This is a genomic window from Streptococcus sp. WB01_FAA12, assembly GCF_012843315.1.
GTDB lineage: Bacteria > Bacillota > Bacilli > Lactobacillales > Streptococcaceae > Streptococcus.
Map to the genome: position 1 here is coordinate 59,661 of NZ_JABAEX010000008.1, position 18,826 is coordinate 78,486.

General features: G+C 39.0%; 14 protein-coding genes. 13 read left to right on the forward strand and 1 reads right to left on the reverse strand.

The genetic code is table 11. The annotated features are described in order from the left end of the window. Positions 1-4: 4 nt before the first annotated feature. Entirely contained in the window at positions 5-703 is a 699-nt protein-coding gene (locus HF881_RS08770) for a response regulator transcription factor (RefSeq protein WP_169447168.1), read from the forward strand. Then, on the forward strand, positions 670-1,701 hold the full coding sequence (locus tag HF881_RS08775) for a HAMP domain-containing sensor histidine kinase (protein ID WP_169447169.1): 1,032 nt from the start codon (positions 670-672) through the stop codon (positions 1,699-1,701). Before HF881_RS08770 ends, HF881_RS08775 begins: the two co-directional genes overlap by 34 nt. Before the next feature lie 131 nt (positions 1,702-1,832). Here HF881_RS08775 and HF881_RS08780 read toward each other — a convergent pair whose 3' ends face one another. Further along, on the reverse strand, positions 1,833-3,317 hold the full coding sequence (locus HF881_RS08780) for a DUF1846 domain-containing protein (protein WP_169447170.1): 1,485 nt from the start codon (positions 3,315-3,317) through the stop codon (positions 1,833-1,835). A gap of 152 nt (positions 3,318-3,469) precedes the next feature. On the opposite strand from HF881_RS08780, the gene HF881_RS08785 reads away from it, so the two are divergent. The 11 genes from HF881_RS08785 to HF881_RS08835 all read left to right on the forward strand — a co-directional run bounded on the left by HF881_RS08785 (position 3,470) and on the right by HF881_RS08835 (position 18,811). Then, positions 3,470-5,080, forward strand: coding sequence for an alpha-glucosidase (locus HF881_RS08785; protein WP_169447171.1), 1,611 nt, complete (start codon positions 3,470-3,472; stop codon positions 5,078-5,080). 168 nt (positions 5,081-5,248) lie between these two features. Beyond that, complete coding sequence (locus HF881_RS08790) at positions 5,249-7,216, forward strand: peptide ABC transporter substrate-binding protein (protein WP_169447172.1); 1,968 nt, start codon at positions 5,249-5,251, stop codon at positions 7,214-7,216. A gap of 149 nt (positions 7,217-7,365) precedes the next feature. After that, entirely contained in the window at positions 7,366-9,327 is a 1,962-nt protein-coding gene (locus tag HF881_RS08795; RefSeq protein ID WP_169447173.1) for a peptide ABC transporter substrate-binding protein, read from the forward strand. Between the two features lie 189 nt (positions 9,328-9,516). Further along, a complete protein-coding gene (locus HF881_RS08800; protein WP_169447174.1) occupies positions 9,517-10,962 on the forward strand; it encodes an LCP family protein in 1,446 nt (481 codons plus the stop codon). A gap of 1 nt (position 10,963) precedes the next feature. Further along, on the forward strand, positions 10,964-11,695 hold the full coding sequence (gene cps4B / locus HF881_RS08805; protein ID WP_125838169.1) for a capsular polysaccharide biosynthesis protein Cps4B: 732 nt from the start codon (positions 10,964-10,966) through the stop codon (positions 11,693-11,695). An 8-nt stretch (positions 11,696-11,703) separates the two neighbouring features. After that, complete coding sequence (gene cpsC / locus HF881_RS08810) at positions 11,704-12,396, forward strand: capsular polysaccharide biosynthesis protein CpsC (RefSeq protein ID WP_000664139.1); 693 nt, start codon at positions 11,704-11,706, stop codon at positions 12,394-12,396. A 9-nt stretch (positions 12,397-12,405) separates the two neighbouring features. Continuing rightward, entirely contained in the window at positions 12,406-13,089 is a 684-nt protein-coding gene (locus HF881_RS08815; protein ID WP_169447175.1) for a tyrosine-protein kinase, read from the forward strand. Between the two features lie 21 nt (positions 13,090-13,110). Continuing rightward, positions 13,111-14,478 carry a sugar transferase gene (locus HF881_RS08820; protein WP_169447176.1) on the forward strand — a complete coding sequence of 456 codons (1,368 nt, stop codon included), beginning with the start codon at positions 13,111-13,113 and terminating at the stop codon, positions 14,476-14,478. A gap of 30 nt (positions 14,479-14,508) precedes the next feature. Beyond that, a complete protein-coding gene (locus HF881_RS08825; RefSeq protein WP_169447177.1) occupies positions 14,509-15,708 on the forward strand; it encodes a glycosyltransferase family 1 protein in 1,200 nt (399 codons plus the stop codon). Beyond that, entirely contained in the window at positions 15,686-16,582 is an 897-nt protein-coding gene (locus HF881_RS08830; RefSeq protein WP_169447178.1) for a LicD family protein, read from the forward strand. The genes HF881_RS08825 and HF881_RS08830 overlap by 23 nt, the downstream gene beginning before the upstream one ends. Before the next feature lie 984 nt (positions 16,583-17,566). Next, positions 17,567-18,811, forward strand: a complete 1,245-nt coding sequence (locus HF881_RS08835; protein ID WP_169447179.1) for a hypothetical protein — start codon at positions 17,567-17,569, stop codon at positions 18,809-18,811. The last annotated feature ends 15 nt before the right edge of the window (positions 18,812-18,826 follow it).

Below are 18,826 nucleotides of genomic sequence, written 5' to 3' on the forward strand. Positions count from 1 at the left end.
TATAATGGAAATTATGAGACAGTATCGTATTTTGGTGGTTGATGACGACCGGAGCATTTTGAAGCTGGTGAAAAACGTCCTAGAGCTCGATGCTTATGATGTGACGACGCTTGATCGGATAGAAGAGCTAGAGCTGACGTATTTTGTCGGATATGACTTGATTCTGTTGGATGTGATGATGGAGCCTGTTAATGGTTTTGAGCTGTGTTCCTACATTCGTCCTCATCTTTCGTGTCCGATCATCTTTCTGACGGCTAAGGAATTGGAGGCGGACAAAGTAGAAGGGCTCTTTCGCGGAGCAGATGACTATGTTGTCAAGCCTTTTGGAACCAAAGAATTGCTGGCGCGTGTCAGAGCTCATCTTCGGCGGGAGGAAAGACGTGAGGAGCGCTATTCTGAAATTGCTTCTTGTCAATTTTATCCGGATCGCTATGAAGTTACCTGTTTTGGTAAAGTCTTGAAATTTTCAGAGCGAGAGTTTAAATTGCTGCATTTACTAGCTAGCAATCCCAAGCAGACCTTTTCAGCTGAACGCCTGCATACCTTGCTTTACCCAGAAAGCTCAGAAACACAGCTTCGCTCCATCTCAGAATACGTATATCAGATTCGTCAAAAATGCAAACAAGAAGGGCTGCAAGCAATCGCAACAGTGAGAGGAGTAGGCTATAGATGGCAATTAGAACCCGAAATTTCAAAAGCCTAGTCTGGACAACCAGTTTAAAAATCGTCTTTTTTCATGTTTTGATTTTTGTGCTTATAGGCTATGAATTTACGCAAGGAAGTAATTACGTTCTTTTCACCTTGTTCTTCTGGGCAGGGAGCTTGCTGCTGATTACTTTTTATCATATTTTGAAATTGCTCCGAAAAATCGACAGGGAAATAAAAATGCTAAAGAGCGAGAAGTTTTTAGAAGAAAATCAAAGCCAGCTTTTTCGAATTGAGGAAATGCTAGAAGTTTATAGTGATTTACGGAGCAGCCACCAAGAAAATGCTCGTCTTCTAGAAAGAGAGCAGCAGCATAATCAGGAGTTGATTTTACAGTTATCAGCGACATCGCACGATTTGAAAACGCCCTTAACTGTGATTAAGGGGAATGCTGAGCTCTTGGAATTGGCGCAGTTGAGCCAGCCGCAGGCAGACTATGCTGCTGAGATTTTGCAGGCCAGTCACAAGATGGAAGAGTATTGTGGCTCTTTGATTGATTACGCTAAGACTTTTCAGATTGATGCTAATCAGTTCAGTCAGCTTTCATTGGAGGACTTTTTGGCTGATCTCCAGGACGACTGGGCACTGTTCAGCAAACAGGAAAGCTATCATTTTTATCTCAAAGAAGATTGTGATCTTAGTCTGATTTTGTCAATTCATTTGGATTATCTCAAGCGAGCTCTGCTCAATATTTTACTGAATGCGCTTGAATATGCTGACCAGAATCAAAAGGAAGTGAAGCTGACGGTATCAGTGCAGCAGGACCAGTTGATTTTTGCTATCTGGAACAATGGCCCTGCATTTTCAGAGGAGATGCTGCTGGGAGCAGACCAACTCTTTTACCAGAGTGACCAAAGCCGCAATTCAGCTAATCCCCATCATGGTATCGGCTTAGCCTTTTCTAAGCAGGTCGCTCTCTTGCACGGTGGTCGTCTGACCCTGCTCAATCCAGACCAAGGAGGAGCCTGTGTCGAGTTGACAATTTTATTAAAATAAATGAGGCTGGAAGATCATAAAAACGCATAATACCAAGTGTTCAAAAAACTTGATATTATGCGTTTTATCTTTTATCGTGTAAAGATTTACTGGATTTTTCTTCAAATTGAGTTTTATCCAGCCTCGTTTAATTACTTCCGATACAAGCGATCATATTGGTAGAATGGGTCAAAGGTAACGTTGATACCCAATTTGCGTAGGACATTCTTGTCTTCGTCAGTCAAGATGATGGTTGAGTGGGCTTCGCTTCCTTTGAGGTTACCAAGTTCCTTCATGGCACGAGCAGCATCAGGGTTTTCCATGGCTGTAATGGCAAGGGCAATCAGGATTTCATTTGAGTGCAGGCGCGGATTGCGACTGCCTAGATGATTGATTTTAAGACCTTGGATTGGTTTGACAACTTCAGGCTCGATTAGTTTTACTTCTTTAGCGATGTTAGCGGATTTCTTGATGGCATTGATCAAGGCAGCGGCTGTTGGGCCAAAGAGTTCTGAGTTTTTACCAGTGACAATGTCACCAGATGGCAATTCGAGAGCTAGGGCAGGTCCGCCAGTTTCATCAGCCTTTTGACGTGCTGCGACAGCAACTTTACGGTCTGCAGGTGTGATACCGAGGTCGTTCATGAGAAGTTCAATCTTCTTGACAGCAGTTTCTCCGACTTTTTCAGCTTTGAAATCAAGAACGGTTTGATAGTAGCGACGGATGATTTCTTGTTTAGAAGCTTCGATAGCGGCTTCATTATCTGTAATAGCAAAACCAACCATGTTGACACCCATGTCTGTCGGTGAAGCGTATGGAGATTCTCCTAGGATACGTTCTAGCATGCGCTTGAGCACTGGGAAAATTTCGATATCACGGTTGTAGTTGACCGTTGTTTCTCCGTAGGTTTGGAGATGGAAGGGGTCAATCATGTTGACATCGTCAAGGTCTGCGGTTGCAGCCTCGTAGGCCAAGTTGACTGGATGATGAAGGGGCAGGTTCCAGACTGGGAAGGTTTCAAATTTAGCGTAACCAGACTTGATACCGTTGATTTGGTCGTGGTACATATTGGACACACAGGTTGCCAATTTTCCAGAACCAGGTCCAGGAGCCGTTACGACGATTAACTTGCGACTGGTTTTGATGTAGTCGTTTTTCCCCATGCCTTCTGGAGAAATGATGTGATCCATATCCGTTGGGTATCCTTTGATTGGATAATGAAGATAAGAATCAATTCCGTTTTTCTCGAGTTGGTTGCGGAAGGCATCTGCAGCGGGTTGGCCAGCGTATTGTGTGATGACAACAGATCCGACAAAAATCCCCAATTCATTGAATTTGTCAATCAAACGAAGGACTTCTTGGTCATAAGAAATACCCAAGTCGCCACGTGCTTTGGAATGCTCGATATTGCTAGCATTAATGGCGATAACAACCTCAACCTGCTCTTTCAATTCTTGCAAGAGCTTGATTTTGTTATCAGGCTCATAACCAGGAAGTACACGAGCAGCGTGGAAATCTTCTAACATTTTGCCACCAAACTCTAGGTAGAGCTTGCCGTCAAATTGGTTAATACGCTCCAAAATGTGGTCGCGCTGTAGATTCAAATATTGTTCAGAACTAAAAGCTTGTTTTTTCATTTTTTTACCTCTGATCTCCATTATAATAAAAAATTGGAAGTTAGGAAACTATAAAGGTAAAAAAGAAATCAAAAAGATTAGGCAAACGCTTGCATAAAATTTTGAAAAGCGCTATCATAGACTATGGAATATCAAAATAATGAGGTAAAAAGATGCAAGAAAAATGGTGGCATAATGCCGTAGTCTATCAAGTCTATCCAAAGAGTTTTATGGACAGCAATGGAGATGGAATTGGCGATTTGCCAGGAATTACAAGTAAGTTGGACTATCTAGCCAAGTTAGGGATTACAGCGATTTGGCTTTCTCCCGTTTATGACAGTCCTATGGATGATAATGGTTATGACATTGCTGATTATCAAGCAATTGCAGCTATTTTCGGGACCATGGAGGATATGGATGAACTGATCGCGGAAGCTAAGAAGCGTGATATCCGAATTATCATGGACTTAGTAGTCAATCATACCTCGGATGAACATGCTTGGTTTGTAGAGGCCTGTGAAAATCCTGGTAGTCCTGAGCGGGACTACTATATCTGGCGCGATGAGCCCAATGATTTGGATTCTATCTTTAGTGGGTCTGCTTGGGAATACGATGAGAAGTCGGGTCAATACTATCTCCACTTTTTCAGTAAGAAACAGCCCGACCTCAACTGGGAGAATGAAAAACTTCGCCAGAAAATTTACGAGATGATGAACTTCTGGATTGATAAAGGTATTGGTGGTTTCCGTATGGATGTCATTGATATGATTGGCAAGATTCCTGATGAGAAGGTAGTTAATAATGGTCCCATGCTTCATCCCTATCTCAAGGAGATGAACCAAGCCACCTTTGGCGACAAAGATCTCTTGACAGTGGGAGAGACTTGGGGTGCGACGCCAGAAATTGCCAAGCTTTACTCTGATCCAAAGGGCCAAGAATTGTCGATGGTCTTCCAGTTTGAGCACATCTGTCTTCAGTATCAGGAAGGGCAACCTAAGTGGCACTACCAAAAAGAATTGAATATCAGTAAGTTGAAAGAAATTTTCAACAAATGGCAGACAGAATTAGGAGTTGAAGACGGTTGGAATTCCCTCTTCTGGAACAACCATGATCTCCCTCGTATCGTCTCTATCTGGGGAAATGACCAAGAATACCGTGAGAAATCTGCCAAAGCCTTTGCAATCCTACTTCATCTTATGAGAGGGACTCCCTATATCTACCAAGGTGAGGAGATTGGGATGACCAACTATCCATTTGAAACACTGGATCAAGTAGAAGATATTGAATCCCTCAACTATGCGCGTGAGGCTCTTGAAAAAGGCGTTCCGATTGAAGAAATCATGGACAGCATCCGTGTCATCGGTCGTGATAATGCCCGTACTCCGATGCAATGGGATGAGAGTAAAAATGCTGGCTTCTCAATAGGTCAACCTTGGTTGGCAGTTAATCCAAACTATCAAGCAATCAATGTTCAAGAAGCACTGGCAAATCCAGATTCTATTTTCTATACTTATCAAAAACTCGTTCAAATCCGTAAGGAGAATAGCTGGCTGATTCGAGCTGACTTTGAATTGCTTGATACAGCTGACAAGGTATTTGCTTATATCCGTAAGGACGGAGACCGTCGCTTCCTAGTCGTGGCTAATTTGTCCAATGAAAGACAAAACTTTTCAGTAGAAGGAAAAGTGAAATCTGTCTTGATTGAAAATACTACTGCTAAAGAAGCAGTTGAGAAACAGACCTTGGCTCCATGGGATGCCTTCTGTGTGGAAATGACTGACTAAAATGAGAGAACCTCAAGCTTTTGAAGCTTGAGGTTTTTTACTAAAAATTGTATAGAAAAATCTTTAAAAAATATTTGTTAGAATTTTCTAAAAAATCATGCGAAAGCCCTTGCTTTTATGAAAAAATAGGGTATAATGGTGAAAACACTATCTTTAAGGAGATTACTTATGAGATCGAAAAAGTGGCTCTTAGGAGCAGGTGCTGTCTTGAGTGCAGCACTTCTGTTAACCGCTTGTGGGCAAAGCGAAAAGAAGGCTGATGCTCCCAAGACATTTTCTTATGTCTATGCAATAGATCCATCATCTTTGGACTACAGCGTGACGAGCAAGAGCTCAACTTCTGACGTTATAGCCAATGTTGTCGATGGCCTCTTGGAAAACGATAAATACGGGAACTTGATTCCTTCGCTTGCAGAAGACTGGTCCGTTTCTAAAGATGGCTTGACCTATACCTACAAACTTCGTAAGGGTGTAAAATGGTATACTTCTGAAGGAGAAGAGTATGCTGAAGTCAAGGCTCAGGACTTTGTTACGGGTCTGAAACACGCAGCTGATGGTAAATCAGACGGCTTATCCCTCCTTCAAGACTCTATCAAAGGTTTGGCTGCCTACATCAGTGGAGAAAGCAATGACTTTTCTACTGTAGGAGTGAAAGCTGTTGACGATTACACGGTTGAATATACGCTCAACAAACCAGAAAGTTTCTGGAACTCTAAAGTTACAACTGCTACCATGCTTCCAGTTAACGAAGAATTTTTGAATTCTAAAGGGAGCGACTACGGTGCACCAACACCATCAAGTATTCTTTATAACGGTCCTTATTTCTTGAAATCATTGACTTCAAAATCAGTCATTGAATATGAAAAGAATCCGAACTACTGGGATAAGGACAATGTTAAGATTGACAACATTAAACTAACTTTCTATGATGGTTCCGACCAAGAATCCTTGATTCGAAGCTTTACACAAGGTGCTTATACAACAGCCCGTCTCTTCCCAACAAGCTCAAACTTTGAGTCAACTAAGAAAGAGTACGGAGATAAGATTGTCTACAGTCCACAAGAAGCGACAAGCTACTACCTCACTGTTAACGTAAACCGCCAGTCTTACAATAAAACAGCTAAAACAGACGAAGCTCAAAAAACATCAACAAAAGAAGCTCTTCTTAATAAGAACTTCCGTCAGGCGCTGAACTTTGCCCTTGACCGTCATTCTTACACTGCTCAGTTGAATGGTGAAGAAGGTGCGGACAAAATTATCCGTAATAGCCTAGTGCCTCATGACTACGTTCAAGTAGGTGAAAAGACCTTTGGAGAGTTGGCTCAGGCAGAGCTGGTTTCTTACGGGGACCAATGGAAAGATGTAGCCCTTACTGATGGTAAGGATACGCTTTACAGTCCTGAAAAAGCCAAGGCAGCCTTTGTAAAGGCTAAAGCAGAATTGCAGGCTAAGGGTGTGACCTTCCCAATCCGTTTGGATGTTCCAGTTGAACAGACCGATGTTATCGCTGTTCAACAGACTAACTCACTCAAGCAGTCTATCGAGTCAACACTTGGTACAGAGAATGTCATTGTTGATGTCCTTCAAATGACCGATAATGAGAAAATGAGCATTACTTCTCAAGCTAAGGTTCCAGCACAAAAAGATTATGACTTGAACGGAACTGGTTGGGGACCAGACTATCAAGACCCAGCTACCTACCTAAACATTCTTGATGCTAAGAAAGGTTCTGCTCTTAAACACTTGGGTATCACTCGTGGAAAAGATCCAGAAGTGATGGCTCAAGTTGGTCTAGACGAATACAAGAAACTCTTGGATGATGCCGCAGCTGAAACAAGCGACCTCAATAAGCGTTACGAAAAATACGCTAAAGCTCAAGCCTGGGTGTCTGATAGCTCGCTCTTGATCCCAGTTGCTTCTTCAGGTGGTTCTCCAACTGTTAGTCGTACTGTACCATTCACAAAAGCATACTCTCAAGTCGGAATCAAGGGAGACCCATTTGTGTTCAAAGGTTTGGAATTGCAAAATGATGTTGTGACTACAAAAGAATACGAAGAAGCTCTCAAGAAATGGCAGAAAGAAAAAATTGAAACAAATGCCAAATACCAAAAAGAGCTAGAAAAACACGTCAAATAGTCTATAAAAGAAAAGGAAGTTGCAGAAAATCTGTACTTCCTTTTTCTGATTTAGAGACATTAGTCGTCGTAAAACTAGGAACTTTACAATTTAGGATAAATTTGATAAAATATAGTTATGTTATAAAAAGTGACATAAAGGAGTGAATGATGATCAAAATGAAAAAAAGACTGATCGGGACAGGTCTTGTCTTAGCTACAGGGATTTTACTTTCAGCTTGTGGACAGTCCAATACAGATACAAGCACCTTCTCATCAACATTTGGTGCAAATCCGACGACATTTAACTATCTTTTAGACTATTATGCAGATAATACTGCCGTTATTACCAATCTTGTAGATGGTTTGCTAGAAAATGACAGCTATGGGAACCTCGTGCCAGCTCTAGCTGAAGACTGGTCTGTTTCATCAGATGGTTTGACCTATACCTATAAACTTAGAAAAGATGCCAAGTGGTACACGGCTGATGGAGAAGAGTACGCTCCAGTCAAAGCCCAAGACTTTGTCACTGGGATTAAGTATGCTGTGGACAACAAGGGTCAAGCCATGGATCTCATCCAAAACTCTATCAAGGGATTGAATGACTATGTGACAGGTGTGACCAATGACTTCACAACGGTTGGTGTGAAAGCCTTGGATGACTATACGGTTGAGTACACTTTGACTCGACCAGAGCCATACTGGAACTCAAAGACAACCAACAGTATCCTTTTCCCAGTTAACGAAGAGTTTTTAAAATCCAAGGATAAAGAATTTGGAACCTTGACGCCAAACAGCATCCTTTACAATGGCCCTTACTTGTTAAAAGATTTCACATCAAAATCTTCAATCGAGTATGTGAAGAACCCACACTACTATGATCATGATAAAGTGACCATTGAGAAAGTTAAACTGGCCTACTTTGATGGCTCTGATCAGGAGATGACCATTCGAAACTTTGAAAGTGGTGCCTATACGCTTGCGGGAGTCTATCCAAATAGCTCCAACTATGCCAAGACAAAAGAAAAATACCAAGACAATATCGTTTATAGCTTGCAAGATAAGACTTCTTGGTACTTCAACTTTAATGTTAACCGTAAAGCCTATAACCATACTGCTAAAACAACGGATGAACAAAAGAAATCTACTCAAACAGCTATCTTAAATAAAAACTTCCGTCAGGCTATCAACTTTGGTATTGATCGAACAGCCTACTCTGCTCAATCTAACGGACAAGAAGCAGCAAGTAAGACCCTTCGTAATACTCTAGTTCCCCCAACTTTTGTTCAGGTAGGCGACAAGAGCTTTGGAGAAGTAGTTTCTTCTAAACTTATTCACTATGGAACAGAATGGTCAGGAATTAACCTGGCGGATGCCCAAGACGGTTACTTCAACAAGGAAAAGGCCCAAGCAAAATTTGTGGAAGCTAAAAAGGAATTGGAAGCCCAAGGCGTGGCTTTCCCAATCCATTTGGATGTCCCTGTTGATCAGACGAATAAAAATGCGGTTTCTGGTATGAACTCGGTTAAACAAACCCTTGAAACAGTACTAGGTTCTGACAATATCGTCATTGATGTTCAACAGCTTTCTACAGATGACTTTGGAAATGTTGCTTTCTTAGCACCAAATCCAGCAGCTCGTGACTACGACCTAAACTTTGATGGTTGGGTTGGTGATTACCAAGACCCATCAACTTATCTAGACCCATTCAACGCTGAAACTGGCTTCTATCTCAAGATTTTTGGTCTTGATGCTAAAGAAGACCGAGGGCTTATCAAGAGTTTGGGACTCGATACCTATACACAACTCCTGAAAGAAGCAGATGCTGAGAACAAAGATGTCGCTAAGCGTTATGAAAAATACGCTGAAGCTCAAGCTTGGATGATCGACAATTCTCTAGTCATGTCTGCTATGTCAAATGGTGGTACAGCCTCTGTAACCAAAGTAACTCCGTTTACACGTGCCTACTCTCTAGTGGGAATCAAGGGTGACGGAAATAACTATAAGTACATGAGATTGCAAAAAGACCCTGTTACCAAGAAACAATTTGGCGAAGCCAAGGCTAAGTGGGAAGAAGAAAGTAAAAAGTCTATCGAAAAGAGCCAAAAAGAATTTGAAAATCATATCAAATAAAAAGTTGAAATAAGGTCTCTTGCAAGAGATCTTGTTTTTGTTTGCTCAAGGTCCTAAATAATGAAAGCGGTCACTTCAAAATATAGCTAAGAAAAAAGGAATGAAAACGCTGAGAATTGTGGGAATGAATGGAATTTGTCCTACTTTTGTGATATAATTACTTTAATTATTATAGTATAGGGGAGTGTCATGACGAAACGTTCAAAGAGATCTCGCTCGGGAAAAGTAAAGCGAAGCCTTAACATAGCCTTGTTAGCTATTTATCTATTGTTGGCTGGCTTTTTACTGTTTTTGATTTTTAAATACCATATGCTTGCTTTTAGATATCTTAATCTAGTGGCAACTGCGTTAGTTCTACTAGTTGCCTTAGTAGGGCTGCTCTTGATTATCTATAAAAAGGCTGAAAAATTTACTATTTTTCTGTTGGTGCTCTCTATCCTTGCCAGCTCAGTGTCGCTCTTTGCAGTACAGCAGTTTGTTGGACTGACCAATCGTTTAAATGCGACTTCTAATTACTCAGAATATTCTATCAGTGTTGCTGTTTTAGCAGATAGTGAGATTGGCAATGTTACGCAACTGACGAGTGTAACAGCACCGACTGGGACTGATAATGAAAACATTCAAAAACTACTAGCTGATATCAAGTCAAGTCAGAATACCGATTTGACGGTCAACCAGAGTTCGTCTTACTTGGCAGCTTACAAGAGTTTGATTGCAGGTGATACCAAGGCTATTGTCTTAAATAGTGTCTTTGAAAATATCATCGAGTCAGAGTATCCAGATTACGCATCGAAGATAAAAAAGATTTATACTAAGGGATTCACCAAAAAAGTAGAAGCTCCTAAAACTTCAAAGAGTCAGTCCTTCAATATATATGTGAGTGGAATTGACACCTATGGCCCGATTAGTTCAGTGTCGCGTTCAGACGTCAATATCCTGATGACTGTCAATCGAGATACCAAGAAAATCCTCTTGACCACAACGCCACGTGATGCTTATGTACCAATCGCAGATGGTGGAAATAATCAAAAAGATAAATTAACCCATGCGGGCATTTATGGAGTTGATTCATCCATCCACACCTTAGAAAATCTCTATGGAGTAGATATCAATTACTATGTGCGATTGAACTTCACTTCTTTCTTGAAATTGATTGATTTGTTGGGTGGGGTAGATGTTTATAATGATCAGGAATTCACAGCTCTACACGGGAAGTTTCAGTTCCCTGCAGGCAATGTTCATCTTGATTCAGAACAGGCTCTCGGTTTTGTTCGCGAGCGCTACTCCCTAGCAGATGGCGATCGTGACCGCGGGCGCAATCAACAAAAGGTGATTGTGGCTATCCTTCAAAAATTAACGTCGACCGAAGCACTGAAAAATTATAGTACGATTATTGATAGTTTGCAAGATTCTATCCAAACAAACATGCCGCTTGAGACCATGATGAACTTGGTCAATGCTCAGTTGGAAAGTGGTGGAACTTACAAAGTGAATTCGCAAGACTTGAAAGGTACAGGACGGATGGATCTCCCTTCCTATGCGATGCCAGATAGTAACCTCTATATGATGGAAATTGACGACAGTAGCCTTGCATCTGTCAAAACTGCTATTCAAGACGTGTTGGAGGGCAGATGAAATGATTGATATTCATTCGCACATTGTCTTTGATGTAGATGATGGCCCCAAGTCAAGAGAGGAAAGCAAGGCCCTCTTGACAGAAGCCTACAGGCAGGGGGTGCGAACCATTGTCTCTACCTCTCATCGTCGCAAGGGCATGTTTGAAACTCCAGAAGAGAAGATAGCAGAAAATTTTCTTCAGGTTCGGGAAATAGCTAAGGAAGTTGCGAGTGACTTGGTCATTGCTTATGGGGCGGAAATTTACTACACACCAGATGTTTTGGATAAACTGGAAAAAAAGCGGATTCCGACCATCAATGATAGTCGTTATGCCTTGATAGAGTTTAGTATGAACACCCCTTATCGCGATATTCATAGCGCCTTGAGCAAGATCTTGATGTTGGGAATTACTCCAGTCATTGCCCACATCGAGCGCTATGATGCTCTTGAAAATAATGAAAAACGCGTTCGAGAACTGATCGATATGGGCTGTTACACGCAAGTAAATAGTTCACACATCCTCAAACCAAAACTTTTTGGAGAACGTTATAAATTTATGAAAAAAAGAGCTCAGTATTTTTTAGAGCAGGATTTGGTTCATGTCATTGCAAGTGATATGCACAATCTAGACGGTAGACCTCCTCATATGGCAGAAGCATATGACCTTGTTACCCAAAAATACGGAGAAGCGAAGGCTCAAGAACTCTTTATAGACAATCCTCGAAAAATTGTAATGGATCAACTAATTTAGGAGAAATGATGAAAGAACAAAATACGATAGAAATCGATGTATTTCAATTATTTAAAACCTTATGGAAACGCAAGCTAATTATTTTATTAGTGGCACTTGTGACAGGGGCGGGAGCTTTTGCATATAGCACTTTTATTGTTAAGCCAGAATATACGAGTACCACGCGTATTTACGTAGTGAATCGCAATCAAGGAGATAAGCCGGGACTGACAAATCAGGACTTGCAGGCAGGATCTTATCTGGTAAAAGACTACCGTGAGATTATCCTTTCGCAGGATGTATTGGAAAAGGTAGCGACAAATTTGAAATTGGATATGCCAGCAAAAACGTTAGCTAGTAAAGTTCAAGTGACTGTACCAGCTGACACTCGTATCGTCTCAATCTCTGTCAAGGATAAACAACCAGAGGAAGCCAGTCGCATTGCTAATTCTCTACGAGAAGCTGCTGCAGAAAAGATCATCGCTGTAACGCGAGTATCTGATGTAACGACACTTGAAGAAGCGCGACCAGCTACGACTCCCTCTTCTCCAAATGTTCGACGCAACACCTTGTTTGGTTTTCTTGGAGGAGCGGTCGTAACAGTAATTACTGTTCTTTTGATTGAGTTACTCGATACCCGTGTGAAACGTCCTGAAGATGTCGAAGATGTACTGCAAATTCCACTTCTAGGGGTCGTTCCAGATTTGGATAAAATGAAATAGGAGGAAGTTATGCCAACGTTAGAAATTTCACAGGCAAAATTGGATCTTGTAAAAAAGGTAGAGGAATATTATAACGCTTTGTGCACGAACCTACAGTTAAGTGGAGATGATTTGAAAGTATTTTCTATCACTTCTGTGAAACCAGGAGAAGGAAAATCAACGACTTCCACTAGTATAGCTTGGGCTTTTGCGCGTGCAGGTTACAAAACGCTGTTGATTGATGGAGATATCCGCAATTCTGTTATGTCAGGTGTCTTTAAAGCAAGGGATAAAATTACAGGTCTGACGGAATTTCTATCAGGAACTACAGACCTGTCACAAGGGCTTTGTGATACCAATATCGAAAATCTCTTTGTGATTCAGGCTGGTACTGTGTCACCGAATCCGACGGCCCTTCTTCAAAGTAAGAATTTCAGTACAATGCTTGAAACCTTGCGTAAATATTTTGACTACATCATCGTAGACACTGCTCCTGTCGGTGTCGTGATTGATGCAGCTATCATTACGCGAAAATGTGATGCTTCTATTTTAGTGACAGCAGCAGGTGAAACAAATCGACGAGAGATTCAAAAAGCGAAAGAACAGTTGGAACAAACTGGGAAGCCGTTTTTAGGAGTTGTGTTGAACAAATTCGATACTTCAGTATACAAACACAGTCCTTATGGAAATTATGGAGATTACGGGAAAAAATAAAAAATAGGTTGGGGGATAGAGATGAATGGAAAAGTAGTAAAGCCTTCATTGGCCATAATCCAGAGTTTTCTTGTTATTTTATTGACTTATCTGCTTAGCGCTGTGAGAGAAACGGAGATTGTTTCAACAACAGCTGTTGCACTTTATATCCTCCATTATTTTGTCTTTTATATTAGTGATTATGGACAGGATTTCTTTAAAAGGGGATATTTGCTTGAACTTGTCCAGACATTGAAATATATCCTATTCTTTGCGCTAGCGATTAGTATTTCTAATTTTTTCTTAGAGGATCGATTTAGTATTTCCAGACGAGGCATGATTTACTTCCTTACATTACATGCTCTCTTAGTCTATGTGCTAAACCTATTTATCAAGTGGTATTGGAAACGAGCTTATCCCAATTTTAAAGGAAGTAAGAAGATCCTCTTGCTTACAGCAACTTCTCGTGTCGAAAAGGTACTGGATAGATTAATAGAATCAAATGAGGTTGTTGGGGAGTTGGTAGCTGTCAGTGTTTTAGACAAACCAGATTTTCAGCATAATTCTTTAAAGGTAGTAGCAGAGGAAGATATAGTAGAATTTGCGACTCATGAGGTGGTCGATGAAGTCTTTATCAATCTTCCAAGTGAAAAATACAATATTGGAGAGCTTATCTCTCAGTTTGAAACGATGGGAATTGATGTAACAGTCAATCTAAATGCTTTTGATCGTAGTTTGGCACGTAACAAGCAAATTCGTGAGATGGCAGGATTAAACGTTGTGACTTTTTCTACAACATTTTATAAGACTAGCCACGTGATTGCTAAGCGGATTATTGATATTATCGGTTCTCTAGTAGGGCTGATACTATGTGGTCTAGTCAGTGTTGTACTGGTCCCTTTGATTCGAAAGGATGGGGGCTCTGCTATTTTTGCTCAGACGCGTATTGGAAAAAATGGTCGTCACTTCACTTTTTACAAGTTCCGCTCTATGTGTGTGGATGCTGAGGATAAAAAAAGAGAACTCATGGAACAAAATACCATGCAGGGTGGAATGTTTAAGGTGGATGATGACCCACGTATCACGAAAATTGGTCGTTTTATAAGGAAGACTAGCTTGGACGAGCTGCCACAGTTTTATAATGTTCTAAAGGGAGATATGAGTTTGGTTGGCACACGGCCACCAACAGTGGACGAGTATGAGCGCTATACCCCAGAACAAAAACGTCGTCTAAGTTTTAAACCTGGCATAACAGGTTTATGGCAGGTCAGCGGACGAAGTGAAATCAAAAATTTTGATGAAGTTGTCAAATTAGATGTGGCCTATATAGATGATTGGACAATTTGGAAAGATATTGAAATTTTATTGAAGACAGTTAAAGTAGTATTTATGAGAGATGGAGCGAAGTGATTTTTGCCCCTCAGTCTTGTTGGGAGAGAGATGAAACAGTCAGTTTATATCATTGGTTCAAAGGGGATTCCTGCCAAGTATGGAGGATTTGAAACCTTTGTTGAAAAATTAACCGAATATCAAAAAGATGGGAACATCCAATACTATGTTGCCTGCATGCGCGAAAATTCTGCAAAGTCAGGATTTACAGCAGATACATTTGAGTACAACGGTGCTATTTGTTACAACATTGATGTGCCTAATATTGGTCCTGCTAGAGCCATTGCTTACGATATTGCAGCGGTCAATAAGGCTATTGAATTGGCTAAGGGAAACAAGGACGAGGCTCCCATTTTTTACATTCTAGCTTGTCGTATCGGACCTTTTATTTCTGGACTTAAGAAAAAAATTCGTTCGATCGGAGGCCGTTTACTGGTAAATCCAGATGGTCATGAGTGGCTTCGGGCTAAATGGAGCCTGCCAGTTCGGAAGTATTGGAAATTTTCGGAACAGTTGATGGTCAAACATGCAGATTTATTAGTCTGTGATAGCAAAAATATCGAAAAATATATCCGAGAGGACTATAAACAGTATCAGCCCAAGACGACCTATATCGCTTATGGTACAGATACTACCCCTTCAAGTCTGAAATCAGAAGATGCCAAAGTTCGAAACTGGTATCGTGAAAAGGGAGTAAGCGAAAATGGCTATTATCTAGTGGTGGGACGATTCGTTCCCGAAAATAACTATGAATCAATGATTCGTGAATTTATCAAGTCTAAGTCCAATAAGGACTTTGTCCTTATTACAAATGTGGAGCAAAATAAATTTTACAATCAGTTGTTACAGGATACTGGTTTTGACAAAGATCCTAGGGTCAAATTTGTCGGTACTGTCTATGACCAAGAATTACTCAAGTATATTCGCGAGAATGCTTTTGCTTATTTCCATGGACATGAAGTTGGTGGGACAAACCCATCGCTTTTAGAAGCTCTTGCATCAACAAAACTAAATTTGTTACTAGATGTTGGTTTTAATCGTGAAGTTGGTGAAGATGGGGCTATTTACTGGAAAAAAGATGAGTTGGCGCGTGTGATTGAAGAGGTAGAACGATTTGATGAAGGTGCAATTTCGGAATTGGACGAAAAATCTAGCCAACGAATTGCGTATGCATTTACGTGGGAAAAGATTGTGTTGGATTATGAGGAATGTTTAAGGAGTAGTATTAATGGTAGCGAAATTAAAATATGATAAATCAGATATTATACGCTTAGACGATAAAGGATTGAAAAAATATCAATCTGAATTGCTCAAAATGATTTCTGATGTGTTTAATTTTTTTGAAGAGAATGAAATCCAGTATTCTTTGAGTGGTGGTAGCATTTTAGGGGCTATCCGTCATAAAGGTTTCATACCATGGGACGATGATGTTGATATCAACATTCCTCGAGAAAGTTATAATAAGCTTTTTTCATTATTTGAAACAGATAACAGCTTAAGTAGAAAATACTATCTTCAATCTCCAAAAAGTCATCCAGAACTGGGTCTACATGTCTCTCAAATTAGAAAAAAGGGAACAGTCGCTCGTAGAAAATACGATTATGCTGCTGAAGAATGCGGTATCTCTGTAGATTTATATATTGTAGAAAATGTTTTTGATAATCCAGTTAAACAATTCTTTCAATGTTATATAAGCATGTTTTTAACTTTTGTTTTGGCTTCTGTGCGTGAAACTAAGAACCATACATTGATGAAAGAAATGTACTGTCTTGAAGGAAGGAAATTAAATTATTCTATGGGCAAATTAATGGTGGGATGGTTTTTTGGAATCGTTCCTATTAAAAATTGGTTAGACTGGTTAGATAAATGTAACGCAAGTTGTAAGGATTCACATACTAAATATGTATCCATACCAACAGGGCGAAAACATTTTAGACGTGAAACTTACTTGAGAGAGAATATGAATGTTTATAAGAAGGTGCCTTTTGAAACTTTGATGGTGAATGTTCCAGTTCAATCAGAAGAGTATTTAAAAATGTTCTATGGAGATGATTACATGGTCCTACCTCCAGTAGATAAGCGAGAACAACATTTATTTTTAGAACTAAGTTATGGGGAAGAATAAATGTCCAATTTGTAAAAATAAGCTGGATAGAAAATACATCCATATTATCCTCAAAAAATAGTATTTATTTGAAATAAATTAACATAAATGACCTATCTTTATTTTACCGCAAATGAACTTGTAAGGAATAGTATTCATGAGCAAGATGATAGCAAAGTTTCAGCTATTATGTCTCTCTGAGGATCTCCAAACTGATTAGATATAAAGTTATCAACTTTTTCAAAGAAGAGTATTGTGCTTTGACTTGCTACGAGGGCTTGAATGGTCTAAACTAAATTAGACGGCTGAGCTTATTTAATAGATTATCTTTCTTCGCAAGACTAGAAAAAATGTAGTGAGATTATTAAACGTCTATGAAAATGGAAATGGTAGCTTAAATCAATACACTAGATGATTTTTATACAGAAAATATTTTCCTTTCATGTTATTATATCGCTTGTATTTTGGGTGCAGGTACTGAAGTAGCAGAGGATAAAAAGTCTATAAATGCCGCTATAATTATTCTCTTGATAGATGGATGCCTAGTAGTGGTATTTTGAGGAAGTATGTTTTCTTCGTACTCTTTTCAAGAACTTTAAAGTTTTTCTGCTACAAAGATTCAATTGTTAGAAAGCATCATAGAGACGATTATTCTTTGTATATAGTGGATGGAGTTCCCGTTGAGAAAATAACAAAGCCTTATCAATAAAAGCGAAAGATTAATAGATTACTTTGATGGCAAAAAGCTGAGGAGCAAAATTCATTGAAAATAATCTGTAAGAGTATAAGGCGAGAGAGATTGTTCCAACTGAATTCTATGGAAGTGGGAAGATGTATCAATCTTTGTAGAATAGACTTGCTAATGAGCATATAGTGTACATACTATGGTAATTATATGAGGGATTCATCAGAGATTATACAGAAGACATATTTTAAAATTCTGAAGATTCATGAAATGAGTATTAAAAATTGAATTTGAAAAAGTAACAAAGTGATGGAGATTTAATGAACAGACGACTTGTAATTAAAAAGAAAAATATAAGTTTTCTCTTGCTTATGTTATGTATTACAGCAGTTTATGGAACAAATTATTGGTTTATAAAGCTCTATACATATGATTTTATGCTTTTAGCATCATTGATATTATCAATTATAATATTTATATTTAATGGTATTAAAATTGAGAAAACTAAGTATAAAACTACCATTATATTAGCTGTTCTAATGTGGATTTCGGGTATTATAGTTGCGCAAGGATATGGACTTCCTATTACTGTGATATTAAAGGAGAGTTTGTATACCATTACTCCATTTATATTATATTTAGCTTTTCGACCTATGATTAAATCAATGAAAGATGTCTCATTATTTCTCCGTATCGTTTCTATAACTGGGATTATCTGTAATTTGTTTTCTTTTGTTGAAATGTTTTTGGCGTTAAAAGGATTTGATTTTCTACATATAGGTGTGTTTGAAAAACTTCGAAACGGTACTCCTCGATTTGCAATTGGAGAAACTATTATTGTCCTTAGTTTCCTTATATCATGTAGTATTGTTACTAATAAGGAAGAGACTAGAAGTAGACGACTTTGTCATATGTTTAACATATTTATTACAATGATTAATCTAGTCTGGATTATTAAGACAAGAACACTAAGTCTATATCTTTTAGCGACAATTTTGATGATACCTATTCTAAAAAAGGATATAAAGAAGTACATAAAGTTGCCGATTACATTGCTAGTAATTATCGTAGTTGTTTTGATTTCATTACAATATTTTATTCCATTGCTCAATAATTTAATTGAGAATGATTATGGAATTCAAATTAGATTCTCTACAATTGAATATTATTTAGATTATTTTAAACAACATTGGTTGTTTGGAGCAGGATACATTTCTTCTAACCCATACTATTCAACTTATTCAATCATCGTTGGTCCATTTGGGCGCTACTATCCAAGTGATGTGGGTGTAATAGGACTCATGTTTAGAAGTGGGATAATTGGCTTGATATGGTTAATCAGTTGGTTTTACTCAAGCCTGAGAATAATTAGAGATAACACAAATAAAATTCCGGCTTACTATGATTTATTGATGAAGTTATTTGTCGTGTTCTTGCTGTTTTCTTGTATTAATTTGATATTAACGGATGCACCGAGATTTCCATACATTACGTTAGGGATGTTGATTTGTGAATCCAGTTGTTTTTTGAAAAATATAGATAATCTTAATGGCGATATGTTATAAAATGATTATATAAGG

Excerpts from the sequence above, each read along its gene's own strand:
- HF881_RS08770 (WP_169447168.1), top strand. The coding sequence starts at position 5 with ATGGAAATTATGAGACAGTATCGTATTTTGGTGGTTGATGACGACCGG.
- HF881_RS08775 (WP_169447169.1), top strand. The coding sequence starts at position 670 with ATGGCAATTAGAACCCGAAATTTCAAAAGCCTAGTCTGGACAACCAGT.
- HF881_RS08780 (WP_169447170.1), bottom strand. The coding sequence starts at position 3,317 with ATGAAAAAACAAGCTTTTAGTTCTGAACAATATTTGAATCTACAGCGC.
- HF881_RS08785 (WP_169447171.1), top strand. The coding sequence starts at position 3,470 with ATGCAAGAAAAATGGTGGCATAATGCCGTAGTCTATCAAGTCTATCCA.
- HF881_RS08790 (WP_169447172.1), top strand. The coding sequence starts at position 5,249 with ATGAGATCGAAAAAGTGGCTCTTAGGAGCAGGTGCTGTCTTGAGTGCA.
- HF881_RS08795 (WP_169447173.1), top strand. The coding sequence starts at position 7,366 with ATGATCAAAATGAAAAAAAGACTGATCGGGACAGGTCTTGTCTTAGCT.
- HF881_RS08800 (WP_169447174.1), top strand. The coding sequence starts at position 9,517 with ATGACGAAACGTTCAAAGAGATCTCGCTCGGGAAAAGTAAAGCGAAGC.
- cps4B (WP_125838169.1), top strand. The coding sequence starts at position 10,964 with ATGATTGATATTCATTCGCACATTGTCTTTGATGTAGATGATGGCCCC.
- cpsC (WP_000664139.1), top strand. The coding sequence starts at position 11,704 with ATGAAAGAACAAAATACGATAGAAATCGATGTATTTCAATTATTTAAA.
- HF881_RS08815 (WP_169447175.1), top strand. The coding sequence starts at position 12,406 with ATGCCAACGTTAGAAATTTCACAGGCAAAATTGGATCTTGTAAAAAAG.
- HF881_RS08820 (WP_169447176.1), top strand. The coding sequence starts at position 13,111 with ATGAATGGAAAAGTAGTAAAGCCTTCATTGGCCATAATCCAGAGTTTT.
- HF881_RS08825 (WP_169447177.1), top strand. The coding sequence starts at position 14,509 with ATGAAACAGTCAGTTTATATCATTGGTTCAAAGGGGATTCCTGCCAAG.
- HF881_RS08830 (WP_169447178.1), top strand. The coding sequence starts at position 15,686 with ATGGTAGCGAAATTAAAATATGATAAATCAGATATTATACGCTTAGAC.
- HF881_RS08835 (WP_169447179.1), top strand. The coding sequence starts at position 17,567 with ATGAACAGACGACTTGTAATTAAAAAGAAAAATATAAGTTTTCTCTTG.